This window comes from Corynebacterium tuberculostearicum, from assembly GCF_013408445.1.
Lineage (GTDB): Bacteria > Actinomycetota > Actinomycetes > Mycobacteriales > Mycobacteriaceae > Corynebacterium > Corynebacterium tuberculostearicum.
Map to the genome: position 1 here is coordinate 687114 of NZ_JACBZL010000001.1, position 24954 is coordinate 712067.

Sequence of the window (24954 nt, forward strand, 5' to 3'; positions counted from 1 at the left end):
GGCAATTATACGTGTGCTGCACGAATGCGTGAAAGCCACCCCCTTATAAGCGGGACATTCTTATACGTTGTGCCAATTGCCATGGGCAGAGCCGCTGCCCAAAATTTCATCTAAGTAACGCGTAAGCCCCTCTTGGTTCACCAACGCCACCAATTCACCCTGCTCGGTAAAAATCTTGCCACGCGCAACCGCCGTAGCATTCGACGCCGAGGGTGATACCTGCTCGTACAGCAACCACTCATCCACGCGGAAGGGGCGCAGGAACCATATCGCATGGTCAAGGCTGGCCAATTGCACCTTTTCTCCCTGATGCGGAATAAGCGCGGAGCGAATCAGCGTCATATCAGACATATAGGTCAGCGCGGCACGGTGAAAGGCTGAATCCGCTGGGAGATGACCTGTGTTGCGGAACCAGATATGCCGATAGCCTGCACCGGTGCGCTCTGCAGCCACCGGATCGCGTCCTTCTTCTGGCACGAGGCGAATATCCCATTCCTCCCACTCCTTGAGGATAATCCTGGTGGAGTACGGGGCCCCGCCGCCAATCCGAGCTACTTCCTCCGGCCCTGGCACCTTCGGCGCGGCGTCCTGATGCTGCGGACCATAGTCGCCGTCGCGGTGAAAACTAGCCATGAGAGTAAAAAGGAGCACGTCACCCTGGTAGACACGCACCTGCCGGTTGGCGAATGATTTCCCCTCCCGAATGCGTTCGACCCGGATCTCAATTGGTTGGCTCGCATCGCCAGGGCCTACAAAGTAGCCATGCAGGGAGTGGATGTCTTTGCCGGACACAGTGCACTGGGCTGCGGCCACTGCTTGAGCAGCAATCTGTCCGCCGAAGGTACGCTCAATCCGCGACTCCACAGCAGGGCCTCTAAACACATCGGCCAAATTCGTTTCCTCGACGGCCAGAATCTCGCGAATGGATGCCATCTGCACGCTCCCTATGCTCTACGTCACTTCTCCCAGCGTTTGCTGTCCACACTACTCACTGGACGAGCCGACAGTTTGTTTTTCCAATTCGTCCCCCACTTCTGGGCGCAAAAGTAGAGGAATTTTCTAGAAGAAACTATGTCCGCTACCGAAGTAAGCGCGCATTGAATAAAGTCTTTCGAGTGAAACGCATCGCTTCTGTTCCAGCAGTATGGATTGGGTGGGTCATCGCCCGCCTTGTCCTTATTTACCTACTCAAGATTAACCACAATCCCAGGGGCGATGTCGCATATTATTTTGCTGGACGCTTTGGCGATGACCCGACAAAGATGACCGAATACCCTCACGCGGGCACGTGGCCCACGGTGCTTTTGGGGTGGCTCACCGGCGAGAATATCAACGCATTCTATATCGGCTTCACCATCATGACCCTGCTTGTTGACGCCGCCTTTTTAGCCCTCCTCCTGCGCCACCACCCGACTCAACCGCGCAGTTTCCAGGCCGCCTGGTTCTGGGTTCTTTTCGGCACCGCAGCTGGCCACACCTTTGTGTGGCGTCTCGATATATTTCCCGCCCTAGCCGTGGCCGGGGCAGCTGCCCTTTTAGCTACCCGCCCGCTCATCGCCTCGGCGGTACTGGGTTTTGCCACCACGATGAAGCTATGGCCAGGAGTCCTCGCTGCCGGCCTGGTGGGCCGCTTCAACAGATCCGCAACCTGGCAGCGCCTACTCGCGTTTTTCTGCACCATCGTAGCGGTCTGCACCGTCACGATTGCTGCCTCTGGTACCGAGCGCCTGCTTTCACCGCTGAACTATCAGGGCGTGCGCGGTCTCCAGTTGGAGTCCATCCCGGCGACGTTCCTGCTGCTGCAGGCACATCGCACTCCAGGGCGCTGGCACCTGGGCTACGCCCCGTCCAAGAGCTTTGAGATTTCCGGGCCTGGCGTAGATACCGCAATGACCTGGAGCACGATTGCCACCATTGCCATGCTCGTCTTCGCAGTGGGCTGGGCGCTGTACCGGCTGTGCGCCGGCGGATGGACCACCCGCACGACCATGGCGTTTTTTACCGTTATGGTCCTGCTTCTTATCGCGACGAATAAGGTTTTCTCCCCGCAATACATCGTCTGGCTGGGCCCCTTGCTTGCCGTGGTGATCCGCCAGCGCCTGCCGCAAGGATTCGCCTCCTTGCGGGTATGCCAAGCGTTGTTAGCAGGGTGTACCATCATCGCCGCTGTGCTGGGCACCTTGGTCTACCCGTTCAACTATGACTACATCTGGAACCACGTGGGCGAGAACATGTTCGCCGTCTACCTATTGGTAGCCCGCAATATCCTCATCGTTGTCATGGCCATCATCGGACTTGTCTGGTTTGCAGTCGAGGTGGCTCTGGCTTCGAAGATCGAGCAGGCGCAGATGCAGCAGCAAGCGCCTAACGCCCCGGAGGAAGACCCGGCCGCTAGCACCGAGGCGAAGCCGGTATTCCGCCGCCGACGCGGCCGGCACGCACTTGCGTCCTAAATCTTGAGGTAGATCTGCTGGCTACTCGGCCAACATATAGTCAAAATATTCCGGTAATTTTGCGGTGCCGCCCAGATGAAAGAGCCGTACCGCAGGGCGCAGGCGCAGCGCGCGAGTGTCACTGACCGCCTCGTTGTAGAAGCGGTGGGCAAGTTGGATGCGGCCCTCGGCGTCGGCAAGCGCGGCAGGGCGACGGTCCGCGGGAAACTCCCGCACGATGGCGGCAGATAGTTCCCGCTCGGCCATCGTGCGCGGTTCAAAGTGGCCTTGATAGAGCTCGGTAGATTCCGCCCGCTGAGCTAGCGCCGCAAGCGATGGTGCGACCGCCGCTGTTACCGCTGCCCTGCGGTCTAGTGCCGCCTGTAGCTGGGCCAGCGAGGCATCAGTGCGGATGTGCAGCGAGTTAAGCCGCTGGGCGGTAAAAAGTGCCCACAAACCTACGATGATAAGTAGGAAGAGGACTAGGGCGATTTCAATGGTCATCAACGCTTTACCCTCACCTTGGTGCCGTCTTGGACAGTCTCGTAGACCTGCATCACGGCCGCCGCCACATGGTCCCAGTCATAGGTGCTGGCGCGTTGGACGCCATTGCGCACCAACTGGGCCCGATACTCGGCGTCATCAAGCACCTCGTTGAGGACGCGTGCCAGATCCTCGCTGTCTTTATTGCGAAAGAGTGCGCCGGCAACCTCGTCGGAATCGGCATTGCACACCGCACGGAAAGCCTCGAGGTCAGAAGCAACAACAGCCGCGCCGGCCGCCATAGCCTCTACGAGCACGATTCCGAAGCTTTCGCCACCAGTATTTGGGGCCACGTAGACATCGGCACGGCCCAGGATTTCTGCCTTTTCGGCGTCACTGACCCGGCCGACAAAATCCACGCCCTCAACCTCGCGGGCGCGGCCGCCGCCCATGATGGTCACGCGGATATCGTGGTGTACTTGGCGCAGCGCGCTCAGCAGGATATCGAGGCCCTTGCGCGGTTCATCCAACCGTCCCAAGAAGACAACTTCCAAGGGATCGCCGGGGGCTTTGGCCGGGCTGCGGCGCCGAGCCTGCGCGTAGACCGATGTATCCACGCCGTTGGGAATGAGCACCGGGTCGCCGCCCAATTGCTCCACCTGCCACCGCCGCGCCATATCGGATACCGCGATGCCGCCGCGGATCTTTTCCAAGAAGGGAACGAGGAATGGTTTGGCCAGAGTCAGCACCAGGGAGCTCGATGCAGAGGCGTGATAGGTCGCCACCAGTGGGCCTTGGGCCACGGCCAGCGCGGTCATGGAAAAGCTCGGGGAGTTAGGCTCATGGATGTGCAAGACATCGAAGTCGCCCTCCTTGATGAATTGCTTTACCTTGCGTGTTACGTGGGGTCCCACGGACAGGCGCGCCACCGAACCGTTATACGCGATGGGGAAAGCCGGCCCTCCCTTGACTACGAAATCCGGCAGCTGGGTGGATTCCGCAGCGGGGCCAATGACCTGTACATCGTGCCCTTGTTCAATGAAGACAGTTGCTAGGTCAAGAATATGGACTTGAACTCCGCCTGGTTCATCGAAGGAGTAGGGGCATACGATTCCTATGCGCACTAGCTCCCCCCTTCCTGCGATGGCCCAGTGTGGCGGGCATTGCGGGCATTTTTGGCCGCCCGCGCTTGCCGACGCCTCTCTATGTCCACATTCCACTGCGGCTGCAGCATATGCCAATCCTCCGGGTGGCGGCGGATATTGGCGGCGAAGCCATCGGCCATGCGCTGAGTTGTCTCCTGCAGGTCCGTTACCTCGAGCTCAGGAGACACAGAGAGCCCCCAGCCCTCGCCCTCAAACCACGAGTGCACCACGTGCAGGGCGGCGCCGGTCTCTATAGCAAGCTGTGCGGGACCGGCGGCCATATTGGCCTTTTCCCCCATGAAATCCACGGTAACGCCGCTTCGGGTCAGGTCGCGCTCAGCCAGCAGGCAGACCACGCCACCGGCTTCCAGCACCTCTTTGAGGCGGGCAAAAGGCGAGGCTTCGCCGCCGGTGAGGGGAAGAACCTCAAAACCAAGGGTTTCGCGGTAATCCACAAAGGCGTCGAAAAGCACTGCGGGCTTAAGGCGCTCCGCAACGGTGGTGAACTGCCCATAATGGCCAACGAGGAAGACGCCCGCCATATCCCAATTCCCGGAATGCGGCAACGCCAAAATGGTGCCGCGCCCGGATTGAGCCGAAGCATCAAAATGCTCGAGGCCTTCCAAGCCACTGAGCAAGCGCTCATGCAGCCCGGCATCACCGTGGATGGCTGGCAGGCGGAAGGCCTCCATCCAATAGCGCATATAGGAGCGCACGGAATCGCGCACCAACGCGCGGGTAACGTTTTCTGGGCCTACCACGCGCGCCAGGTTGCGGCGCAAGCCCTCCATTCCGCGACCGTTGCCGCTTGCGTAGTCCGCACCCCAGCGAAAAAGCGTGCGCGCGATGGGCTCGGGCAGACGGCGCACCACCTTCCACCCCGCGAGGTAACCCGCCGCGGAGAGGTCTTCTTTGTCCCACATGGTGTTACAACCTCCTGGTTTTAGGTGGTGCAGTATGAGCTACTGCTGCTCCTGGCGGGCGGCGATAACCATACGTTGGCACACGGTAAAGACGGAGCCCACGGCCAAGATCCACAGCGCAACCTCAATGGCATGCGGTACTCCTAGGCCTTCGAGGCCGATGCCGCCCAGGGCCAAAATAAGCCGCTCGGGACGCTCGATAAGGCCGCCGACCATCTTGAATCCGGACGCTTCTCCCCTAGCCTTGATATAGGAAATGACCTGGGAACATACCAAGGTGACAAAGCAGGCAATGACCGTGATGCGGGAAGAATCCGCAGAATAAATCAGCCACCATGCAATAGCACTGAACAATGCGCCATCGGTGATGCGATCACAGGACGCATCCAAGGTCGCACCAAAGGCAGTAGCCTTGCCGCTCAGGCGCGCCATGGTGCCGTCGAGCATGTCGAAAGCGGCGAAGAGACCGGACAGGACCGCAGCGAAAAAGAGGTGGCCGGTAGGAATAAGGATCACCGAAATCGCAATGGTGACGATGGTGCCCACAACCGTGACCACATTCGGGGTCAGGCCCAGCTTCAAAAAGGCCTTCGCTATAGGTTCCACCACCACGGCGGCGGGCTTTCGCCCATGCACGCTAAGCACGCGAATCCTCCTCTTCCATCTCGCGCCATCCTTCTGCCAGCACGCGGCGCGTATCCTGCAGAAGCTGCGGTAATACCTTAGTCCCATCGAGGACAGTCATAAAGTTACTATCCCCGGGCCACCTTGGCACCACATGCAGGTGCAGGTGGTCTCCTACCGAGCCGCCCGAAGCGCGACCCAGGTTCAGGCCCACATTGATGGCTTCTGGGTGCGAAACCCGTTTGAGCACCCGGACGGCCTTTTGCGCGAAGGCCATCAACTCCTGAGATTCCTCTTGCGTGAGGTTCTCCAGCTGCGATTCCTTGCGATACGGCACAACCATGAGGTGCCCGGCGTTGTACGGAAACAGGTTTAGCAATGCATAGACGGACTTGCCTCGAGCAATGATGAGCCCGTCTTCGTCGCTCCCCTGTGGGGCTTCTACGAAGGGGTCTTTAGAACGCTTGGCAATATAGGCCATGCGATAAGGAGCCCATAACCGCTCTAGGCGGTCCGGCTCGCCAGCGCCTGAGTCAACGAAGGTCTCCTCCGCAGCTTGGTTTTCAGCGACGGCGGAGCTGTCGGTTTCGTGTGTCTCTTTAGCGTCGGGCACTGATGAGCTCTTCGGTCGGCTGCTCGTTGTTGCGCTCTGCTACCCATGCGGCGATGAGCTCCACAGCTTCCTTTACCGGCACACCATTGACCTGGGTGCCGTCGAGGAAGCGGAAGGACACGGCATCTGCTTCTACGTCGCGCGCGCCAGCCACCAGCATGAACGGAACCTTACCGGTGGTGTGGTTGCGAATCTTCTTCTGCATGCGGTCATCAGAGGTATCCACATCGGCGCGGATACCCTTCTGGCGCAGCTGGGCGGCAACCTCTTCGAGGTGCGGGGAGAATTCATCGGCCACCGGAATGCCCACCACTTGGTGCGGTGCCAGCCATGCTGGGAAGGCACCGGCGTAGTGCTCCAGCAGGACGCCAAAGAATCGCTCGATGGAGCCGAAGAGCGCACGGTGAATCATGATTGGGCGCTTCTTGGTGCCGTCCGACGCGGTGTATTCCAGCTCGAAGCGCTCCGGCAGGTTGAAGTCCAACTGCACGGTAGACATCTGCCAGGTACGGCCGATGGCGTCGCGAGCCTGCACAGAAATCTTTGGGCCGTAGAAGGCTGCACCTGCGGGATCCGGAACCAGCTCCAAGCCGGACTTTTCTGCGACCGACTGCAGGATAGACGTAGAGCGCTCCCAGATCTCATCGGAACCGACGAACTTATTCGGGTCCTTGGTAGAAAGTTCCAGGTAGAAGTCAGACAGTCCGTAATCCTTCAGCAAGGAAATGATGAAGTCGAGGACCTTGGTCAGCTCTTCTTCCAGCTGCTCTTCGGTGCAGTAGATGTGGGCATCGTCCTGGGTAAAGCCGCGGGCACGGGTCAGGCCGTGGACCACGCCAGACTTTTCGTAGCGGTAGACGGTACCGAACTCAAATAGACGCAGCGGGAGCTCGCGGTAGGAACGGCCACGGGATGCAAAAATTAGGTTGTGCATCGGGCAGTTCATGGGCTTGGCGTAGTAGTCCTGCGGCTCCTTGACGGTATTGCCCTCTTCGTCATACTCGCCATCGAGCTGCATCGGCGGGAACATGCCGTCGGCGTAGAAGTCCAGGTGGCCAGACTTCTTGAATAGGTCGCCCTTGGTGATATGCGGGGTATTAACAAAGGAGTACCCAGCCTGTACGTGGCGGTTGCGAGAGTGGTTTTCCATCTCCATGCGCACGGTCGCGCCATTCGGGTGGAATACCGGGAAGCCGGAGCCAATCTCATCCGGGAAGGAGAAGAGATCTAGTTCCTGACCCAGGCGGCGGTGGTCGCGCTTTTCAGCCTCTTCCACCATGGTCTGGTAGGCCTCCAACGCCTCCTTGGACTCAAAAGCGGTGCCGTAAATGCGCTGCAGGCCAGCCTTGGACTGGTCGCCGCGCCAATAGGCGGCAGAAGAACGGGTCAGCGTGAAGGCCGGGATGTACTTGGTGGTTGGCACGTGCGGGCCGCGGCAGAGGTCGAACCACTCTACCTCCCCGGTGCGCGGGTTGATGTTGTCATAGTGGGTGAGATCGCCGGACCCGACCTCTGCGGCCTCGTCGGAGTCAGGGTCAACATTGCCCTTGTCCTGGACCAGCTCGAGCTTGAAAGGCTCCTCGGCGAGGGCCTTTTCCGCTTCCTCAGCAGATTCGTAGACGTGGCGCTCAAAGCGCTGGCCGCCCTTAATGATCTTCTTCATGCGCTTTTCAATCGCCTTGAGATCTTCCGGCGTGAAAGGCTCGGCGGTCTGGAAATCGAAGTAGAAGCCATTCTCAATGGCCGGGCCGATGCCCAGCTTGGTGCCGGGGAATTCGGCCTGCACGGCCTGGGCCATAACGTGACCGCAGGAGTGGCGGATGACGGCGCGGCCGTCTTCCTCGCTGGCGGCAACCGGGGTGAAGGTGGACTCCGTGTCTGGGGTGTGCGACAAATCAAAGAGAGTGCCGTCCTCACCGCGAACGACTACGACAGCCTCAGGGCCCTTATTGGGAAGGTTGAGCTCTCGCATTGCTGCACCCACGGCCTGGCCGGCGGGCACGGTGAAGGAATCGTAATTGACCGGTACTGCGGGGATGAGTTCCGCCATAATCGCGCTCCTTTATGCGCTCGTGCGTCGGCGGCATACCTGGCCGCGTCCGCTATTTAAATTTACGGATAGCTATTCTACAACCCCGCATGCTCGCAGAGCGATTTTGCCCACCATGATTCACGCCCATCGGCAGCAAGGGTGCCCGGCGGACAGAAATACATAGCGGAGCCGATATGGGTTAGCCATTCATTCATTAGGTCGGATTCATCCAATCGGGCCTGGATAGGCTCAAATTGCTGGGTGGGATCCTGCTGGTAGCAGATAAAAACCTGCCCAATATTGGATAGCTGCCTGTCCTTGCCATCGGGAGCTAACTCATAGTTATACGGGCGGCGTAGGATGCGCTGCTCCGGGTGGTCAGCGGGCGGGGCGGCAACGGCCATGTGCGAGTTTTTATCGATAACCGGCAGTCCATAGTCATCTACCGCATCGAAATCCGCAGCGTTGAATTCGTCCTTGCCGGTAAGTGGGGCGCCGGTATCGAGCTTGCGGCCGATAGCGTTCTCGCGGGAAGAGCGATCCAGCTTTTCCCATGTATCAACGTTCATGCGGATGCGGCGTACCACCATCGCCGTTCCCCCATTGGCCCACTGCGGGCCCTTATCAATCCACACCTGGGCCGCGAAGTCCTCCTCGCTGCGTGGGTTAACAGTGCCGTCCTTTTGTCCGAACATATTGCGCGCGGTGGCGCCCTTTTCCTGGCTGCCGTAGGCGTTAATAAAGCCCTGCTGCAACCACTTCACGCTGGCATAGTGCTCGCCTGCGCGCACCATGTGCCGCAGGGCGTAGGTATTCATCAGTGGGTCATCGCAGCAGATCTGCAGGACGAGATCGCTTTGGCCCCACTTATCCTCCAGCTCATCGCGCTCAAAGGGTCGTACGTCTCCCAGCCACTGGGGCTTGTCCACTCCGAGCAGGTTAAAAACCTTCTCGCCTAGGCCGCAGGTGATAGTCAGGTTGGCAGGCTGTTGCACCATTTCCGGCTCTAGCGTGCCCAGCGGCGCCTCCCCCGTACACAGCGCGCGGGCGTCCTCGGTCCACAGCTTCATAAGGCTGGCGAACCCCCGCTTGTCGACGCCCCTTTTAAGGTCAAACCCCACCAAATTCAGGTGGGCCTGCGCTGCGGTAGCGATACCCGCTTGATGGTCGCCATCGAAGGCCACGAGGGCGTCGGCAAGCGCGGGCCTATCCTGCGCCTGAGCATCCGGGGAAGAGCCCTGATCAGCGCAGCCAGCCAACGCGAAGGCGCTGGTCGATGCCGCAGCGCCGGTGAGAAATCCCCTTCTGCTGAATCCAGACATAACTAGTGGTCGTGGCCTTCCTTATTGTGGGACATATCTCCGTGCTCCATGTGGGACATATCGTGGCCTTCCATATCGCCGTAGTCCTCATCCCCAGCAGGCATGCTACGCGTTTGGATCTCGCCCAGATCGAGCTCTTCGCCGCCCTCTAGTTCCACTTTGAGGTCAAGGGATTCGCCGGGAGCGATGTCGTTTTCCATCTCCATGAGCATGAAGTGGTCACCACCAGGTGCCAGCTCGTGGGACTCGCCGGCCTTGACTACCAATGGGCTCGACATTTCCTGCATCTTGCCATCGACAGTCTCATGCATCTGGTTCACCTTGGCATTGAGGCTGGTGGAAAATCCAGTGATGGTGATGTCCTTATCGGAATGGTTGACCAGGGTGCCAAAGATGGCGGTCATGTCCTTGTCCTCATTGGCGCGCACGACAGCATCCTCAAAGGTCAGTTCCTTAGATTCCGCAGCGGAGGTTGTTTCCCCTGTGCTAGTGGCAGCATCCGTCTTCGACTCGGTGGAATCATTTTGGTTTTGCGGTGAGCAACCCGCCAGGGCGAGGCCGGCCGCAGTCAAGCCCACAAGGGCGATGCTAGAAATCTTGGACATTATTTGTCACCTTTCGAATCAATGCGACGATACTTGGCAATAAATAGGGCAACTACTGCGGCAATTGCCAAGACGCCGCCCACACCCAGGATGATTTTCAGCGCGGTCGGTAGGCCCTCATCCCCATCCTCGGACGCAGAATCAGCTTCAGCCGCCTCGGTTCCCTCGGTCGCGTCACCCTTGACGGAGAATTCCACTCCCCCGCGGGTAGCGTGTCCATCCGAAGACGTGATCTGGAAACCCACCTGGTAATTACCCGGCCCAGGATGGATATCCGCTGGGGTTTCAATGGTGAGATCCCGCTCATGGAGCTTTGGTTCCTGGCTAAAGAGTTTCTCACCAGTATCCGCGTTGGTCACGGCAAAGGTATTGAAGTCTTCTTTGGGGATACCAGAAAACTCGAGGGTGATTTCCTTCGGAAACTCGTCGAGTTGGTCGCCGTCTTTGACCGAACCGCCAATAACGGAATCGTGCGCGAAGGCGGCCGGCATCGACCCGCCCAAAACCAGTGATGCAGTGCCGACTGCTGCCGCCGTGCGGCGCAGCCAAGGTACGCGGTAGCCCATAGATAGCTCCTTTTGTGTTGAAAATGCACAAGTTGAATTGTCAGACATACTAGCCGCGCGGTTTGCCGGAGCGGCAATCGCGATAAGCAGCGCGTCGAGTCATATGTCGGGCTGTAGTGCGCACAAGTTCCCTGCCTTGAATAAAAAGAGGCATTTATCACTATTTAAGGAATGTCAACTCAATGATTGGAGCTGGCTCCCTCAGCATTCCCCAGCCGCCTGCTTTCAAATGCAGGACCAGTCAGCATCAAGGCAGTGACTATCGAAACCGTACCTGCAACGATGAGAGCGCAGGGCCAAATCGCGTTACCGGAATTGCCACCGATATCCGCCTCCGATAGCCCCACAGCAAATAGTGCGCTTCCTACCAAGAGTGACAGGCAGCCTGAGGCACCCACCAGTAGCGGAACTAAAACATTGCGTGACATCGCTACCCCTTCCACTGTGGCTACTGCAACTAACAGCTGGTCACCCTGCGATCCTAGCTAGACATGCGAAAAGCCACCCTATTTCTAGGGCGGCTCACCTGAGCGGATGACGAGACTCGAACTCGCGACCCTCACCTTGGCAAGGTGATGCGCTACCAACTGCGCTACATCCGCATAACAAACCGGAGTTTGTTGCAGAGTCCCAAAGAGGACTCTCGTGCGCGATACTGGGATTGAACCAGTGACCTCTTCCGTGTCAGGGAAGCGCTCTCCCACTGAGCTAATCGCGCTTAATGCCCGAAGGCATTAAGAAGTTGAGGTGGAAACGGGAATCGAACCCGTGTGCACGGTTTTGCAGACCGTTGCCTCACCACTCGGCCATTCCACCGTGGCGATACCGCCTCACACAATACAGTGCTGGAGCGGATGACGAGACTCGAACTCGCGACCCTCACCTTGGCAAGGTGATGCGCTACCAACTGCGCTACATCCGCATGCGAAACCAGGCCCGGTTTCTAGGACAAAGTCCTTGTGCGCGATACTGGGATTGAACCAGTGACCTCTTCCGTGTCAGGGAAGCGCTCTCCCACTGAGCTAATCGCGCGCTATTCATTTAGAATCACTCTTCACAGGCGAACCCTTAGAAAAGCGTGGAGCGGATGACGAGACTCGAACTCGCGACCCTCACCTTGGCAAGGTGATGCGCTACCAACTGCGCTACATCCGCATTGCCCCGCGAACTTTGTACCGTTGCGGTGCGAGAAGAAACATTATCGTGCTCCGCGCCAGTTTCCAAATCCCCAGCCCAGCGGCATTCTTTCCGGCACCGATTTTTCACATTTGGGCCATCCCAAAACACACTGGTGTGATTCTCCCAAGACACTGGACCGCAGGCCGCCTCCCCTTGATGCGCACTCCTGCCCAGCCAATTAGGTGTTTGAATTTGGTGCGGTGTAGATTTAGCCACCGCAAGGTCCTATAGCTCAGTGGGAGAGCGTTCCGTTCACACCGGAAAGGTCACTGGTTCAATCCCAGTTAGGACCACAATTTCCCGCCCACCGCTCCACTCCAAAGGGGCTTGGGCGGGTTTCTTTATATGCCTGTAAAGTGTCCCGACGTGTTGTGGATTCTCTTAGGCATTTTCGCCGGACTCGTTCTACCCGTTCAGACCCTGGTTAATACGCGCCTTCGCGCATCTACTGGCACGCCGTTTTCCTCGTCGCTCATCTCGTTTGCCGTGGGCACGTTGACGTTGCTTGTCATTGCAACAGCCGTCACCGGCGGCGAGTTTGGCATTTCCCGTGCCTTTGGGGAACCGCTGTGGGTTTGGTTCGGTGGCCTGCTCGGCGTGGTTGCGCTTACTGGAAATATCCTGTTGTTTCCTCATCTGGGCGCGGTCCAGACCGTAGTCCTTCCCATCGCGGGCCAAATCATGATGGGCCTTGTCATCGATCACTTTGGGCTGTTTGACTCCCCCACTTCCCCACTGTCCCTGATTCGCACTCTAGGGGCACTAGTTGTTCTCGGTGGAGTGATTTCTATTGTCGCCAGCCCCGGCGCGCCAACGAAGCAAGAAGACAGCGCTATGGCGTTGTGGCTGTGGCGCCTCGCAGGCTTTGTCTTTGGTTGCTTTACCGCAAGCCAATCCGCCATTAACGGCCACCTGGGCCAGATTACCGGGTCGCCCGTTAGTGCGGCTTTGGTGTCTTTTAGCATTGGCGTTTCCGCGCTCGTAATGCTCAATATTGTTTTGCGCTGGCGCCCTCGCATTGAGCGTCCCGAGGGAAAGGCTAACCCGTGGTGGATGTGGGCAGGCGGCGCCTTGGGAGCCTTGTTTGTCTTTGGCAACGCGGCCTTAGTACCGCAGATTGGCACTGGGCTTACTGTGGTGGCAACCCTTCTTGGTTCCATGTTGGGCTCCGTGCTCATTGATCGGATGCGGGGTGCCCGCGTCGCCATGCGCCAGGTAGCCGGCATTGCAGTGATCTTGGTTGGCGTAATACTCATCCGCCTGGTGTAAGCCCCTCTCCTGTAGCTATGCCCGGTACTTTGCCGTGCTGGGTATCTGGTGCCTTGACTAGGCTGGGAAGGCATGGATATCTCTTCGCTATTGGGCCCCGATTCCGGTGATGTATTCACCGTCCGCACGAATATGGTCAGCACGCTAACAGGATCGGCAACCATGAACCATGTATCCGAAGACATGGGAAATGACACTGATGGGCAGCTTTTTGCTGCGCTACGTAATTGGGCAGACGTCGTGCTGGTGGGCGCGCAAACGGTGCGCGCGGAGGACTACTCCGGAGTAAAACCTAACGGGGATGGTTCGCGGCCGGCTCCTATTGCCGTGCCTTCCCGCAGCCTTGATTTCGATATCACCTCGGACTTCTTCACGGATTTTACTACACCGCCCATCATCCTGATCCCCCATAGCAGCCGGGACAATCAAGAGCTCGCAAAGCGCATCGCGACCATCGAATCCACAGGCGCGGAAGTCTGCGATGCTGGCGAAGGAACCGTGCAGGACTACATTTCCGTCTTAAAGGACCGCGGGTTTAAGCGCGTGCTCTGCGAGGGCGGGCCAGGAATGATTGGGCAGTTGGTAGATGTCGATGCCATCGACCAGATGTATCTGACCCTGGACCCACATCTATCCACCGGTGTGGAAACTCCCATGGCGACGTTTAAGGGCGAGCATTCCCATCGCCGCATGCAGTTAGAAAATGTCGCGGCCGATCACGATGGCACGGTGTTTCTGCGGTATTCCCGCGCCCGCTAGGCCGTAGACTAAGGGGCCGTGAATTCCCGAATCAATGCCGCTGCCTGGCCCGTGGCCATCCTGCTTGTTGTGCATCGCGTGTTCATCATCGCGCGCAATGGCACGCCGACGGATGATTTCACCACCGTGTATAACGCTGTGGCACGCATGTCCACTGGCCAGCCGGTCTATGAGCAGGCTTATAACCACGTGGACCCACTGTACCTGTATACCCCGGGGGCCACGCTGCTGCTCGCACCGCTAGCTCATATTGATTTTTCGTTGGCACGGGGACTATTCATCGTCGCCAACGCGGCTGCAATCGTGGCAGCGCTAGCGGTGCTCACCCTTACGGTGGGCCGCACACTTACTTCGGCAGTGTGGCCAGTATCCATCGCTTTGGCCTTTGTCACCGAATCGGTGACCAATACACTCGCATTTACCAATATCAACGGCATTCTCTTGCTATGCATGGCCGTGTTCTTGTGGGCTTTCGTGCGCGCCGAGCGCACCCCATGGCTGGGCTGGGTGGCAGGCGTGGTCATTGGCTTGGCCATCGTCATTAAGCCGCAATTTGCGCCATTGCTCTTCCTGCCCTTGGTCAAGCTGCAATGGCGCAGTCTTGCTACCGGCATTGGCGTACCGGTAGTTCTCAACCTCCTAGCGTGGCCGCTCGTGCCGGGCGCTAGCGGCTTTGTGGATAAGCTCCTGCCCTACCTCTCAGAAACCCGTGACTATGCCAATTCCTCCTGGGCAGGCTTCCACGCCTACGTTGACTTTGGTGCGGGACTGTATTGGACCGTGTGGTTGATATTTGCCGCGCTTTCGGCTGCAGCGATTCTCGGGCTTTTGCGCTGGCGCAACTCCGACACGACCTTGTGGGCACTGACGACCAGCGGGGCAATCATGGTGGGTATCTTCTTCCTGTCTTCCCTTGGCCAGCAGTATTACTCCATGTGGCTATTCCCATTGATGTTTACTGTGGTGCTCAAGCGTTCGGTTTTCCATTCCGCGGGCGCGTGGTTTGCGGCCTTCCTCTATTTGGCTCCCGTTTCCTGGGCGTCTACAGCGCACCCGGATGCTGGTCGGTGGATGAATTTTTTCACGGCCACAGCGGGATGGGCGCTGCTTATCGTCGCAATTTTCGCTACGGTCGCCGGCTGGTGGCGTGCCGCGCGCAGCACGGTTTAGACTCGGCCCATGACCGATTTCAAGCTCATTGCCGATACCGAATGGCGCCAGCGCTTAAGCCCCGAGGAATACTACGTCCTGCGCGAAGCCGGCACCGAGCCGCCCCACGTAGGCGAGTACACCAATACCACCACCGAGGGGGTCTATTCTTGCCGCGCGTGTGGAACGGAGCTTTTCCGCTCTACAGAGAAGTTTGAGTCCCACTGCGGCTGGCCTTCCTTTTTCTCCCCACTCGCAGGGGACAAAATCATTGAGCGCGAAGACAATTCGCTCGGCATGCGCCGCGTAGAGGTTCTGTGTGCCAACTGCGAATCTCACCTGGGGCACGTCTTTGAGGGTGAGGGCTACGATACCCCCACCGACTTGCGCTATTGCATCAACTCCATCTGCCTGGACTTGGAGGAAAAGCCGGTAGAAGATGGCACCGCCTAAGGAGGCATGCACAAGAAAGCGCGCCCCGTCAGCAGCCTAACGTGCAGGCTAGTGACGGGGCGCGGCTAAGTGGGGACGTCGCCAAGCAGGGCTACTGCTGGGCGGCGTTACTTTTAGGGCAGAACTGCGATGAGCTCTGCTACGTCCTTGACGCGGCGGCCGGTGTGGAAGGGAATCTCCTCGCGCACGTGGTGGCGGGCCTCGGTGTAGCGCATCAGGTACATCAGGTCGACGATGCGGTGGAGCTCATCCGCCTCGAAGGCCAAAATCCACTCATAGTCACCCAGGGCAAAGGCTGGGACGGTATTTGCACGCACATCGGGGTAGTCGCGCGCCTGCATACCGTGCTCCATGAGGATGCGGCGGCGCTTTTCATCATCCATGGTGTACCAGTCATAAGAGCGCACGAAGGGGTACACCGAGATCCACTCCTTGGGCTCCTCACCCATGATGAAGGAGGGCAGGTGGGACTTATTGAACTCTGCTGGACGGTGCAAGGCATTGCCCACCCAGGTCACTTCGCTTACCTGGCCCAGGGTGGTCTCGCGGCGGAAGTCCCCGAAGACCTTTTGTAGGTCAGAGAATTCCTCGGCGTGCCACCAGATCATGAAGTCGGCGGAATCGCGCATAGCCGTGAGGTCGTAAATGCCGCGCACGGTTACCTTTGCGGCTTTTTCCACGCCGGCAAAGAACTCCTGCGCTTGGGCGATGATCTCCGCTCGCTCGGTGCCGAGCGCGCCCAGAATCACCTTAAAAACTGCGTGCTGGGAATATTGCTGAACCGCGTTGAGTTCCTTGTAATCAAGCTTCGCCATTGCGTTCTCCTTTGCAGAAGCCTTTGGGTTAACGAACATATCCATCATAAGTTGGATATGAAACCTTGTCACTTCTCGACCATAAGGAGGACGACACGCCTCCGCATCGGCGCGCCTCCCCCAGCTAGAGGACGCGAAACTATAGCTTGAACGTCGTGAGCAATTCCGAATCGACCACCCCACGCAGCGCCGAGGCCTCCGCCCCCACCCCTTTGCACGGGCAGGCGGAAAGCCACGAGCCAGCTACCCCCGCCGCTTTCACCCAAGCAGTGGAGTCCATGCACGCGGCCGACCTGCGCCCTGAGATAACCCTAGGCTCCATTCGCCCACCGCAACGCCTTGCGCCGTTTAGCCACGCAATCGGCCTCGAGGTGGGAAACGAAGATAACCCAGATATCGTGCCCACCGATGCAGAGGGTGACGCCTTTGGTCGCCTCATCCTGCTCCACGATCCAGGCGCCGAGGAAGCTTGGGAGGGCGCCATGCGCCTTGTGGCCTATATCCAGGCGGATATGGATGATGCCGTAGCCGGCGATCCACTCTTGCCCGATGTGGCGTGGCAGTGGCTCAACGAGGGCTTAGAAAAGGAAGGGGCCGGCCACACGAATTTGGGCGGCACCGTCACTTCCACCGCGTCCGTGCGTTTTGGCGAGATTGGCGGGCCACCGCGCGCCTACCAGATCGAAATGCGCGCTTCGTGGACTGCCGAAGGCCTCGATCTCGCACCCCACGTGCAGGCCTTTGCCCAGGTATTGGCCAACGTTGCCGGACTACCCCCTGAGGGCGTCACCGAGCTCGGCCGCTAATATGCCAGAATTGCGCAGCCGGCCGCTCGAGGGCATCCCGCCGGTTCTTGCCACCCCGGAGGAATTCACCGCTGCCGCAGCCCGCCTCGCCGCGGGTACGGGCCCCTTTGCCATCGATACCGAGCGCGCCTCCGGCTATCGCTACGATGATCGCGCCTTCGTAGTGCAAATTCGCCGCCGCGGCGCGGGCACGATGCTTTTTGCCCCTGAGGGCCACCGCGAGGAGCTCACGACCGCCCTTGCCCCAGTGCTCAACGGCACGGAGTGGATTATTCACGCCGCCCATTCGGATTTGCCTTGCCTCGGGTGGCTCGGTCTATTTCCTGGCTCTATCTTTGACACGGAACTAGCGGCGCGGCTCGCGGGATTTGAACGGCCCAATCTGGGCACTATGGTCGCAAAGCTTTTTGACGTCGAATTGGAAAAGGGCTACGGCGACGCCGACTGGTCCACCCCGCAGCTCAGCGAGGAACTCAAGGCATACGCCGCGCTCGATGTGGAACTGCTCCTCGAGCTGGCCGAATCTCTGCGCGATATCTTGGCCGAACAAGACAAGATGGACTGGGCTTTAGAGGAATTTTCCACCATAGTCCAAGAACATTCCGGAGACTTCGCTCCCCAGCCGCACACGTGGCGCGATCTGAAGGGCATCTCCAGTTTGCGCAGCAGCCGTCAGCTCGCCGCTGCTCGGGCGCTGTGGCTCAAGCGTGACGCTATCGCTCGGCGCACAGATACTGCGCCCGGCCGGGTATTAGCGAATAAGACGCTGGTAGAAATTGCGCGCACCCTTCCCACCACCGCCGGCGAACTTACCCGCGTCAAGGGATTTCCTCGTCGGCGCAAGGGCGCGACTGCCCGGTGGATGGCTGTACTTAATCAAGCGCGCACCGTTCCCCCGCAGCAACGGCCTCGCGTCCATCGCGCCCCACAACCGGTTCCTTCCAAGACCGTCTGGACCAAGGACTACCCGGACCTATGGGAGATATACCAAACTATCCGCGCGGACATCGCCGATCTCGCGACCGAACTCGGGATGCCATCCGAACTTCTTATCCGCCCTGCCGCTGTGCGTGCAGCGGTATGGGCGAAGGTAGGTGTGCGCGCCAATAAGCGCCACCGCGGATCTGATTCTGTCGCCGGCGCCATTCGCCAGCCAGGCGACGTCGCTGCCTTCCTCCGCGCGGAGGGCGCGCGCGAATGGCAAATAGAAATGACCGCCCCGATTATCGTGGACGGTCTTTTCTAGGAATATTTAGCAGGCTAGATTTAGTTCTCTTCTCCTCGCGCGTTGGCATCAGCGGTGAGGTTTGCTAGCCACTCGCGTATCGACGCCGCCATAAGCTCAGGCGTCAACCCGAACTCTTCCAAAACCTCGCCGCGGGAGCCGTGCTTAGGGAAATACCCCGGAACGCCGAGTCGGCGCACAGGAGTATCGACCTCGGCTGCGCTGAGGGCCTCCGAAATCATGGAGCCAATACCGCCGCGTACAAGGCCGTCTTCTGCCGTTACCACCAAGTCGTGGTCAGCGGCGAGAGCCACCACAGAGCTTGCCACCGGCGCTACCCAACGCGGGTCAACAACGGTAACGTTCACGCCCTGTTCGCCCAGCTGCTTCGCAGCCTCGATGCTGCGGGCGGACATGGCACCGATGGAAACGATGAGCACCTCGGGGGTGTCCTCGCCGGCATCGGCTTCGCCATAGTGCAGGATGTCTACGCCATCGCCCAACGTATCCACCGCTTCCATATCCGGCAGCAGGTTGCCCTTAGGGAAGCGGACCACGGACGGGCCAGATTCAATCTCTAGCGACTCACGGAAGAGCTCCCGCAGGCGCGCGCCATCGCGCGGGGCGGCAATGTGCATTCCTGGCACGATGCTCATGAGCGCCATATCCCACACGCCATTGTGCGAAGCGCCATCGGAACCGGTAACTCCGGAACGGTCAAGCACGATGGTTACCGGCAGCTTTAGCAGCGCAATATCCATAATGACCTGATCTACGGCGCGGTTTAAGAAGGTGGAATATACCGCCACGACGGGGTGCATCCCGCCAAGCGCCAAACCAGAGGCAGAGGTCATTGCGTGCTGCTCGGCAATTCCCACATCAAAGAATCGCTCTGGGAAGCGCTCTTGGAAGGGAGCGAGCCCAGTAGGACCGGCCATGGCAGCGGTAATGGCCACGATGTCATCGCGCTTTTCGGCAGCGGCCACTAGCTCTTCGGAAAAGGCAGCCGTCCAACCAGGTTGCTTGGTGCCCTTAGCCACGCCGGTGACCGGATCGATAGCACCGGTGGAGTGCATCTGGTCCTTCGGCTCATTGACAGCCGGGGCAAAACCGTGGCCCTTTTCTGTTACCACGTGCACGATGATGGGCCCGTCATAATCGCGGGCATAAGTCAGGGCATGTACCAAGCTATCGATATCGTGGCCATTGATGGGGCCGATGTACTTCATGCCCAGTTCCGGGAACATCTCGGTAGGCAAGACGGTGGACTTGACGCCTTCCTTCATGGCGTGCAAGGCATCAAAGGCACGCTCGCCTACCCATCCCATTTGCTTCAAGCGGCGCTTGCCCTGTTCCATGAGCTCGTCATACCCATGCTGGGAGCGGATGCGGCCAAGGTTTTCGGAAATGCCACCGATGGTGGGCGAATAGCTACGGCCGTTGTCATTGACCACGATGACCGCATTGCGGCCCTTGTCCTCCGAGATATTATTTAACGCCTCCCAGCACATGCCGCCGGTCAGGGCGCCATCGCCGACAACACCGATGACATTGCGGTGACCGTCGCCGCGAATCTTGAAGGCCTTAGACAAGCCATCAACCGTAGACAGCGACGCCGAAGCGTGGGAGGACTCGGTCCAGTCATGCTCGGACTCGCCGCGGTCCGTATACCCCGAAAGGCCGTCCTTTTGCCGCAAGGTATCGAATTGATCCGTGCGCCCAGTCAGCATCTTATGCACATAGGACTGGTGCGAAGTGTCAAAAATAATGGGCTCACGCGGAGAGTCAAATACACGGTGCAACGCAATGGTCAATTCCACCACGCCCAAGTTAGGCCCCAGATGTCCGCCCGTGACGGAGACCTTGTCAATGAGGCGCTGCCTAATCTCTGCCGCCAGCTCCTCAAGCTTGTCTGCAGACAGCGCCTTGAGGTCCTGCGGCGAGTTAATGGTATCCAAGATAGTCATGGAGCGGCCTTCAACTCCTTCTGTGCTTAGTTCTTCTTTTCTACCGTACCCGCGGCGGGCGGTGAATATTATATCGGTCAATGTTCCGAGAACAGCGCGGCAACGTGCCGCACCCCGCCCCGGAGCCCTTTTAGCTCATTAGGCAGGGGTGATAAGCGCAATCGTTTCAAAGTGGTGTGTTCCGGGGAACGCGTTAATCAGCGCCATCTTTTCTATTCCGTATCCGTGCTGGTTCCAGTATCCCAAGTCGCGCGCGAAGGTGGCGGGGTCACATCCCACGTGAACGACCGTCTGGGGTGCAGCGGCCGCCACGGAACGAATCACATCCTCCCCTGCTCCGGTGCGCGGCGGATCAAGGACTACAGCGCCAGGCTTGGGAAGCTGTGCGGCGACTTGCTCGACCTTCGCGGACTTTACTTCCACATCGCAGTCCGCCAGGCCGGCCTGTTCCCCGGCCGTAGCCGCTGGTGAGTAATCCACGGAGATAACCTTGCCCTGCACGGCGTGGGCCAATACTGGAACGAAGAGGCCAACGCCACCGTAGAGATCCCAGGCGGTGTGCTCTTGGTACTCGCGGCCCCCGAGCCACTCCGCTATCAGATCGGTATACGCGGCCGGTGCGTGACTGTGGGCCTGCCAAAAGGCCGTAGCAGGAAAGCTAAACGTCCGCCCGTCGACATGCTCGTGCACCTTGCCGCTGCCTTCTACCACCTCACGGATGGTCTCCACGCGGCGCCCGCGCGGGGCCTTGCGGGTTTCTACCACGTGGCGGTTGCCATCGCCATCGAGAACGGCAATGACCTCGGCGCCTGGGGTAAACCGGCGCGCGCCCTCTCCAACGAGCCCCTCTGCCAATCCCGGAGCGAGCTGCGTACAAGCAGCGCCCGTAACAAGCTCATTGGACCGACGCTGACGGGTTCCGGCGCGCCCTTGCTTGTCGACGCCCCACCTCACCCGCGTGCGCCATCCCCGAACCGGCTCTAGGGTGTGCTGCTCAATGTTCAGTTCCTCGCCAGTGACAACGCCGGTGCGGCGCAGCTGCTCCGACAAGCTCTCTGCCTTGATTCCGGTTTCGGCCGCGGGATCCAGCTCGGCGAAATCACAGCAGCCAGCTCCTTGCGCGGCCGCAGGACAAGACGAGGGAACGCGCAACGCCCCAGGGCTTAGTACGCTTTCCAGCTCTGCCTTAATGAACGACTTCTTTACACGGCCGGCCGTAGCTTTTACAACGTCGCCGGGAAAAGCGCGAGGAACGAATACCACTCGCCCATCCGACGCCTGGCCAATTCCTTCCCCGCCGTGCGCCATGCGGTCAATGGTGACCTCAAGACTATCGCCACGGCTCATCGTTGATTCAGTCATTTTCTGCCTCAGACTTTTGTTCTCGTTCTGCGTTAGTGTGCTCACCTGTGCCCGCCGCTGCGTCAACGGCTGCATCCGCGCGGCGCACCATCCACACGGTCAGCGCCGTAACTAGAAGCGTCAATGGCCATCCCATCAGGATTCGGGTCACCCCTAAGGCAGTGGTTGCATCCGCATCATAAATGGCGCGCTGAACAACAAAGCGGGCCAGGAAGATGACCGCCCACCCACCGGTAGCGATGGCATAAGCCCGGCGCGCCTGAGCAATCTTTTGCCACTGCATTTCCTCGCCATTAATCCCCTTCCAGATGACACCCACAGCGGGCCACCGGAAAAGGATTGATAGAACCGCGGCAATGCACAGCGCCAACGACATCCAGATGCCGTACAAGAAATACCCTTTGGCATCACCGGTAAACCAGGCGATGGCTGCGCAAAGAGCCACTCCCAGCAGACCCGATATGGCTGGCTGCAGGGTCTCTTTCCGGATTACCCTCCAGAGTGCGATAACAACGGCCACGCCGAGCGCCGCAGCCAAGGCGGGCCCCAGCCCAAAGAAGTTATTGATGGGAATCAGCACAATGACTGGCAAGGTGGCCGACACGAGCCCTGATAAGCCACCCATCTGCTCCAGCAGGGTGGGTTCGGCAGCAGACTCCTCAGAGTCCAGGTTCTTAGCGTCCGGGGAAGGTTGCGGCGAGGAAGAATGTGTCACGTGGTTTACTGCTTTGCCTAGTTCTTGGAATTAGGTGCAGAGCCCTCATCGGGATTCTGCGGGGACGATCCATTCTCACCCTGGTGTGGGGTACCGCCCAAATCGCGCAGGTGTTGCTCCGCCTCTGTTTCTGCCGCAGGGTCAGGGCCGCCCACGCCGTTTTCAGGGTGGTGTTGAGCATTAGCGGCTGCCTGCTGTTCTTGCTGGCGCTGGTCCATGGCCTGCTTGACCTGCTCTACGAGCTGCTCGGGCATGATGACCGGCAAAGCATTTCCTGCCAAGATGGGGTCTTCCCCGCGGTAGACGAAGGTACGGGCGGCCACCTCGCGAGCCATGTCTGCGAGGTCTGCTTCCATGCCGGCCGGCGCGGCCAGGGTCATGCGCAGCATCCAGCGCGGACCGTCTGCACCGATGACGCGGACCTGACCGTTGTCGTTCTTGCCCACGACCTCAGCACCCCAAGGGCCTGGCTCGGTAGTAACGGTAAGTCCGTCGCGGCTCATGCCCTCCTTGATTTCCTCCACGGATTCTGCCCACTGGCCTGGCTTACGTGGGGCGGCAAAGGCTACGGGAGTAATTCGGCCTACCTTGGTCACGATGTGCAGCATTCGTGGGCCCTGTTCGCCCATTTCCACCTGTACCTGGGATTCCTTTGGCAGTGGAATGCGCAGGGACCCCAGATCTAATACGCCGATGGAAAAGTCACTGAAATCGAAGGTCTCGATATCGACGGAGTCGCCGTCAAAGGGGCCGGTCTGGCCATTGATGGCATCATGGGCGAATTCGCGGGGTTCATTGCCAGAAGCCGCCGCGGCATCTGCTGCGGTGTCGCCTACTGGAGCATAAGTTTCCTGCGCTTCTGTATCCGCGGACTTGGGGTCCGCCGGCTTTTCGCTTTGGGCTGCAGGCTTTTCCTGAGCCTTCTTTTCTTCGTCGTTCTTCTTGCCAAAGGGCCAGATTCCCATGGGTGCTATGTCCTTTCTAAAAGTTTCGTTGATTCTCTACTGCTTTAACTACACACCGGTAGAGCCATAGCCGCCGGCTCCGCGGACGGTGTCATCCAATTCTTCAACCTCAGCAAACCCCACCAGCTCTACGCGCTGGACCACGAGCTGAGCGATGCGCATGCCGCGTTCGATCTCAATAGGAGTGTGCCGGTCGTGGTTGATGAGGCAGACCTTGATCTCCCCGCGGTAATCGGCATCCACCGTGCCCGGGGTATTGACAATGGAAAGCCCTTGCTTGGCGGCTAGTCCGGAGCGCGGGTGAATTAAACCGACCGTTCCTAGTGGCAGCGCAATGGCAATCCCGGTGCCGACGAGGGCGCGCTCGCCGGGTTGCAGGGTAAGAGATTCAGCTGCATAGAGGTCCGCACCGGCGTCACCACGGTGTGCGCGGTGCGGCAGCGGAAGCTCCTTATCCAGGCGCTTGACCTTAACGTCCCCAAAGGGGCTTTCTGGTTGAGAATGCGGAATCGAGTCAGTCACTTGGCCAATCCTACCTGCCTTGGGAGGTTCATTCTGCGGCGCGTGTGGTCTAGACTGACTAGACGTGTCTGATACATCTGCTACTTCCGCAACTCCGGCACCGTCAAGCGCCGCTTCGGCACAGGGCACGGTGGCCCCTCAGGTGCTCTACCGCGAACGCCAATGGGTCCCTTGGTACTTTTGGCTTTTTGCAGCCGCCATCGTGGGGCTTACTTCCGCTACCGCTGGCCTTAACCGCTCCATGTGGTGGACCATTATTCCCGCGATCCTCCTTGGCGCTATCGCCGTGTGGGTACTTATTACTTGGTCCAATACAGTCATCAAGGTTGAGCGTGACCCGGATGGAACGCGTTGGCTCACGGTCAAAGATGCCCAATTGCCTAACGACGTCGTGTCGCGGTCTATCACCGTTCCTAAATCTGCGCGGCGCAATGCGCTGGGTCCGCAGTTCGATCCCGCAGCGTTTTTGGTTTCCCACGCTTGGGTGGATGAGCACGCCATGATGGTGCTCGATGATCCAGAAGATGATACTCCTTATTGGCTCATCGCCTCGAAGGATCCGGAGGCTTTGCTCCACGCTTTTGTTCCGGAACAGCACTAGTCCTTATTGACTTCGCACACCACAGAAAATGTGGTGGCTGCTACAACAAACCCCGCACTCGGCAGGTAAAAGTTGCCGAGTGCGGGGTTTCGTTTCTGCTGCGTATTCCTTTAGGCGCAATCCTTGCAGATTGGCTGGCCGTCCTCTTCGTGGGAGTAACGCTTATTTGACTGCACTAGGAAACACGAACCGCAGGTAAACTCATTTTCCTGACGTGGAACTACCTCAACATTAAGCTCCTCGCCCGTGAGGTCTACTGATGGCGGCTGGAAGGCTTCGACGATTTCTCCGTCATCGTCCATGCCGTTGTTATCGCTCTCAGCGGCTTTGAGTCCTTCTAGGGAGTCAGTTTCGAGTTCATCTTCCGCGCGCCGGCGCGGTGCGTCATAATCGGTGGCCATAATGCACGCCCCTAATGGTCA

General features: G+C 59.2%; 25 protein-coding genes and 7 tRNA genes. 9 read left to right on the forward strand and 23 right to left on the reverse strand.

What is annotated here, in order from left to right:
• Positions 1 to 60 precede the first annotated feature (60 nt).
• Complete coding sequence (locus tag BJ985_RS03230) at positions 61 to 933, reverse strand: acyl-CoA thioesterase (RefSeq protein ID WP_179386581.1); 873 nt, start codon at positions 931 to 933, stop codon at positions 61 to 63.
• Positions 934 to 1115: 182 nt separating this feature from the next.
• On the opposite strand from BJ985_RS03230, the gene BJ985_RS03235 reads away from it, so the two are divergent.
• Positions 1116 to 2453 carry a glycosyltransferase family protein gene (locus BJ985_RS03235; protein WP_179386582.1) on the forward strand — a complete coding sequence of 446 codons (1338 nt, stop codon included), beginning with the start codon at positions 1116 to 1118 and terminating at the stop codon, positions 2451 to 2453.
• A gap of 21 nt (positions 2454 to 2474) precedes the next feature.
• Here the strand turns inward: BJ985_RS03235 and BJ985_RS03240 are convergent, their stop codons facing one another.
• The 15 genes from BJ985_RS03240 to BJ985_RS03310 form a co-directional block, all read right to left on the reverse strand.
• A complete protein-coding gene (locus tag BJ985_RS03240) occupies positions 2475 to 2936 on the reverse strand; it encodes a hypothetical protein (RefSeq protein WP_179386583.1) in 462 nt (153 codons plus the stop codon).
• Positions 2936 to 4039, reverse strand: a complete 1104-nt coding sequence (locus BJ985_RS03245; RefSeq protein ID WP_179386584.1) for a glycosyltransferase family 4 protein — start codon at positions 4037 to 4039, stop codon at positions 2936 to 2938. Before BJ985_RS03245 ends, BJ985_RS03240 begins: the two co-directional genes overlap by 1 nt.
• Positions 4039 to 4983 carry a phosphatidylinositol mannoside acyltransferase gene (locus tag BJ985_RS03250; RefSeq protein WP_179386585.1) on the reverse strand — a complete coding sequence of 315 codons (945 nt, stop codon included), beginning with the start codon at positions 4981 to 4983 and terminating at the stop codon, positions 4039 to 4041. The genes BJ985_RS03245 and BJ985_RS03250 overlap by 1 nt, the downstream gene beginning before the upstream one ends.
• A gap of 39 nt (positions 4984 to 5022) precedes the next feature.
• Complete coding sequence (gene pgsA, locus BJ985_RS03255) at positions 5023 to 5628, reverse strand: phosphatidylinositol phosphate synthase (RefSeq protein WP_005325002.1); 606 nt, start codon at positions 5626 to 5628, stop codon at positions 5023 to 5025.
• Positions 5621 to 6220, reverse strand: coding sequence for an HIT family protein (locus BJ985_RS03260; RefSeq protein WP_034668426.1), 600 nt, complete (start codon positions 6218 to 6220; stop codon positions 5621 to 5623). The genes pgsA and BJ985_RS03260 overlap by 8 nt, the downstream gene beginning before the upstream one ends.
• Positions 6207 to 8270, reverse strand: coding sequence for a threonine--tRNA ligase (thrS, locus tag BJ985_RS03265; protein ID WP_005325005.1), 2064 nt, complete (start codon positions 8268 to 8270; stop codon positions 6207 to 6209). The genes BJ985_RS03260 and thrS overlap by 14 nt, the downstream gene beginning before the upstream one ends.
• Before the next feature lie 77 nt (positions 8271 to 8347).
• The gene (locus BJ985_RS03270; RefSeq protein ID WP_179386586.1) at positions 8348 to 9574 is read right to left on the reverse strand and encodes a Dyp-type peroxidase; all 1227 of its coding nucleotides are present in this window, start codon (positions 9572 to 9574) and stop codon (positions 8348 to 8350) included.
• 2 nt (positions 9575 to 9576) lie between these two features.
• Positions 9577 to 10179, reverse strand: coding sequence for a copper chaperone PCu(A)C (locus BJ985_RS03275; RefSeq protein WP_179386587.1), 603 nt, complete (start codon positions 10177 to 10179; stop codon positions 9577 to 9579).
• Positions 10179 to 10745, reverse strand: coding sequence for a copper resistance CopC family protein (locus BJ985_RS03280; protein WP_179386588.1), 567 nt, complete (start codon positions 10743 to 10745; stop codon positions 10179 to 10181). The genes BJ985_RS03275 and BJ985_RS03280 overlap by 1 nt, the downstream gene beginning before the upstream one ends.
• A 529-nt stretch (positions 10746 to 11274) precedes the next feature.
• Positions 11275 to 11347 (reverse strand) — tRNA-Gly (locus tag BJ985_RS03285).
• A gap of 44 nt (positions 11348 to 11391) precedes the next feature.
• Positions 11392 to 11463: transfer RNA gene (locus BJ985_RS03290), tRNA-Val, on the reverse strand.
• Between the two features lie 27 nt (positions 11464 to 11490).
• A tRNA-Cys gene (locus BJ985_RS03295) sits at positions 11491 to 11561 on the reverse strand.
• Between the two features lie 30 nt (positions 11562 to 11591).
• Positions 11592 to 11667 (reverse strand) — tRNA-Gly (locus BJ985_RS03300).
• Positions 11668 to 11705: 38 nt separating this feature from the next.
• A tRNA-Val gene (locus BJ985_RS03305) sits at positions 11706 to 11777 on the reverse strand.
• A 47-nt stretch (positions 11778 to 11824) separates the two neighbouring features.
• Positions 11825 to 11900 (reverse strand) — tRNA-Gly (locus BJ985_RS03310).
• 245 nt (positions 11901 to 12145) lie between these two features.
• On the opposite strand from BJ985_RS03310, the gene BJ985_RS03315 reads away from it, so the two are divergent.
• The 5 genes from BJ985_RS03315 (at position 12146) to msrB (ending at position 15554) form a co-directional block, all read left to right on the forward strand.
• Positions 12146 to 12217: transfer RNA gene (locus tag BJ985_RS03315), tRNA-Val, on the forward strand.
• A 73-nt stretch (positions 12218 to 12290) separates the two neighbouring features.
• On the forward strand, positions 12291 to 13193 hold the full coding sequence (locus BJ985_RS03320) for a DMT family transporter (RefSeq protein ID WP_005328543.1): 903 nt from the start codon (positions 12291 to 12293) through the stop codon (positions 13191 to 13193).
• A 72-nt stretch (positions 13194 to 13265) separates the two neighbouring features.
• Positions 13266 to 13952 carry a pyrimidine reductase family protein gene (locus tag BJ985_RS03325; protein ID WP_179386589.1) on the forward strand — a complete coding sequence of 229 codons (687 nt, stop codon included), beginning with the start codon at positions 13266 to 13268 and terminating at the stop codon, positions 13950 to 13952.
• Between the two features lie 18 nt (positions 13953 to 13970).
• Positions 13971 to 15122 carry a glycosyltransferase family 87 protein gene (locus tag BJ985_RS03330; RefSeq protein WP_179386590.1) on the forward strand — a complete coding sequence of 384 codons (1152 nt, stop codon included), beginning with the start codon at positions 13971 to 13973 and terminating at the stop codon, positions 15120 to 15122.
• A 9-nt stretch (positions 15123 to 15131) separates the two neighbouring features.
• A complete protein-coding gene (gene msrB / locus BJ985_RS03335) occupies positions 15132 to 15554 on the forward strand; it encodes a peptide-methionine (R)-S-oxide reductase MsrB (protein ID WP_005325013.1) in 423 nt (140 codons plus the stop codon).
• Positions 15555 to 15667: 113 nt separating this feature from the next.
• Here msrB and hemQ read toward each other — a convergent pair whose 3' ends face one another.
• Positions 15668 to 16369 (reverse strand): hydrogen peroxide-dependent heme synthase, encoded by a 702-nt coding sequence (gene hemQ / locus BJ985_RS03340; protein WP_179386591.1) that lies wholly within the window; start codon positions 16367 to 16369, stop codon positions 15668 to 15670.
• Positions 16370 to 16515: 146 nt separating this feature from the next.
• Here hemQ and BJ985_RS03345 point away from each other — a divergent pair, with 146 nt between their 5' ends.
• Both BJ985_RS03345 and BJ985_RS03350 read left to right on the forward strand, forming a co-directional pair.
• Complete coding sequence (locus tag BJ985_RS03345; protein ID WP_005325015.1) at positions 16516 to 17175, forward strand: DUF3000 domain-containing protein; 660 nt, start codon at positions 16516 to 16518, stop codon at positions 17173 to 17175.
• 1 nt (position 17176) lies between these two features.
• Positions 17177 to 18421, forward strand: a complete 1245-nt coding sequence (locus BJ985_RS03350) for an HRDC domain-containing protein (RefSeq protein ID WP_179386592.1) — start codon at positions 17177 to 17179, stop codon at positions 18419 to 18421.
• A 20-nt stretch (positions 18422 to 18441) separates the two neighbouring features.
• On the opposite strand, the gene dxs is transcribed toward BJ985_RS03350, so the two are convergent.
• From dxs to dut, 5 genes are all read right to left on the reverse strand, one after another.
• Positions 18442 to 20367: a 1-deoxy-D-xylulose-5-phosphate synthase gene (dxs, locus tag BJ985_RS03355; protein WP_179386593.1), complete on the reverse strand. Its 1926-nt coding sequence runs from the start codon at positions 20365 to 20367 to the stop codon at positions 18442 to 18444.
• A 138-nt stretch (positions 20368 to 20505) separates the two neighbouring features.
• Positions 20506 to 21729, reverse strand: a complete 1224-nt coding sequence (locus tag BJ985_RS03360; protein WP_179386594.1) for a class I SAM-dependent RNA methyltransferase — start codon at positions 21727 to 21729, stop codon at positions 20506 to 20508.
• The gene (locus tag BJ985_RS03365) at positions 21722 to 22444 is read right to left on the reverse strand and encodes a DUF3159 domain-containing protein (RefSeq protein ID WP_179386595.1); all 723 of its coding nucleotides are present in this window, start codon (positions 22442 to 22444) and stop codon (positions 21722 to 21724) included. Before BJ985_RS03365 ends, BJ985_RS03360 begins: the two co-directional genes overlap by 8 nt.
• 17 nt (positions 22445 to 22461) lie before the next feature.
• Positions 22462 to 23409, reverse strand: coding sequence for a DUF3710 domain-containing protein (locus BJ985_RS03370; protein WP_005325020.1), 948 nt, complete (start codon positions 23407 to 23409; stop codon positions 22462 to 22464).
• A gap of 48 nt (positions 23410 to 23457) precedes the next feature.
• The gene (dut, locus tag BJ985_RS03375; RefSeq protein ID WP_179386596.1) at positions 23458 to 23931 is read right to left on the reverse strand and encodes a dUTP diphosphatase; all 474 of its coding nucleotides are present in this window, start codon (positions 23929 to 23931) and stop codon (positions 23458 to 23460) included.
• A 64-nt stretch (positions 23932 to 23995) separates the two neighbouring features.
• Between dut and BJ985_RS03380 the strand changes: the two genes are divergently transcribed.
• Positions 23996 to 24532 carry a DUF3093 domain-containing protein gene (locus BJ985_RS03380; protein ID WP_049377388.1) on the forward strand — a complete coding sequence of 179 codons (537 nt, stop codon included), beginning with the start codon at positions 23996 to 23998 and terminating at the stop codon, positions 24530 to 24532.
• A 110-nt stretch (positions 24533 to 24642) separates the two neighbouring features.
• On the opposite strand, the gene BJ985_RS03385 is transcribed toward BJ985_RS03380, so the two are convergent.
• Positions 24643 to 24933 carry a DUF4193 domain-containing protein gene (locus BJ985_RS03385; protein ID WP_005325023.1) on the reverse strand — a complete coding sequence of 97 codons (291 nt, stop codon included), beginning with the start codon at positions 24931 to 24933 and terminating at the stop codon, positions 24643 to 24645.
• Positions 24934 to 24954 lie beyond the last annotated feature (21 nt).

Coding starts and splice junctions, on each gene's coding strand:
- BJ985_RS03325 (WP_179386589.1), top strand. CDS start 13,266: ATGGATATCTCTTCGCTATTGGGCCCCGATTCCGGTGATGTATTCACC.
- BJ985_RS03280 (WP_179386588.1), bottom strand. CDS start 10,745: ATGGGCTACCGCGTACCTTGGCTGCGCCGCACGGCGGCAGCAGTCGGC.
- BJ985_RS03385 (WP_005325023.1), bottom strand. CDS start 24,933: ATGGCCACCGATTATGACGCACCGCGCCGGCGCGCGGAAGATGAACTC.
- BJ985_RS03370 (WP_005325020.1), bottom strand. CDS start 23,409: ATGGGAATCTGGCCCTTTGGCAAGAAGAACGACGAAGAAAAGAAGGCT.
- BJ985_RS03360 (WP_179386594.1), bottom strand. CDS start 21,729: ATGACTGAATCAACGATGAGCCGTGGCGATAGTCTTGAGGTCACCATT.
- BJ985_RS03230 (WP_179386581.1), bottom strand. CDS start 933: ATGGCATCCATTCGCGAGATTCTGGCCGTCGAGGAAACGAATTTGGCC.
- BJ985_RS03270 (WP_179386586.1), bottom strand. CDS start 9,574: ATGTCTGGATTCAGCAGAAGGGGATTTCTCACCGGCGCTGCGGCATCG.
- msrB (WP_005325013.1), top strand. CDS start 15,132: ATGACCGATTTCAAGCTCATTGCCGATACCGAATGGCGCCAGCGCTTA.
- BJ985_RS03350 (WP_179386592.1), top strand. CDS start 17,177: ATGCCAGAATTGCGCAGCCGGCCGCTCGAGGGCATCCCGCCGGTTCTT.
- BJ985_RS03275 (WP_179386587.1), bottom strand. CDS start 10,179: ATGTCCAAGATTTCTAGCATCGCCCTTGTGGGCTTGACTGCGGCCGGC.
- hemQ (WP_179386591.1), bottom strand. CDS start 16,369: ATGGCGAAGCTTGATTACAAGGAACTCAACGCGGTTCAGCAATATTCC.
- dxs (WP_179386593.1), bottom strand. CDS start 20,367: ATGACTATCTTGGATACCATTAACTCGCCGCAGGACCTCAAGGCGCTG.
- thrS (WP_005325005.1), bottom strand. CDS start 8,270: ATGGCGGAACTCATCCCCGCAGTACCGGTCAATTACGATTCCTTCACC.
- BJ985_RS03240 (WP_179386583.1), bottom strand. CDS start 2,936: ATGACCATTGAAATCGCCCTAGTCCTCTTCCTACTTATCATCGTAGGT.
- BJ985_RS03250 (WP_179386585.1), bottom strand. CDS start 4,983: ATGTGGGACAAAGAAGACCTCTCCGCGGCGGGTTACCTCGCGGGGTGG.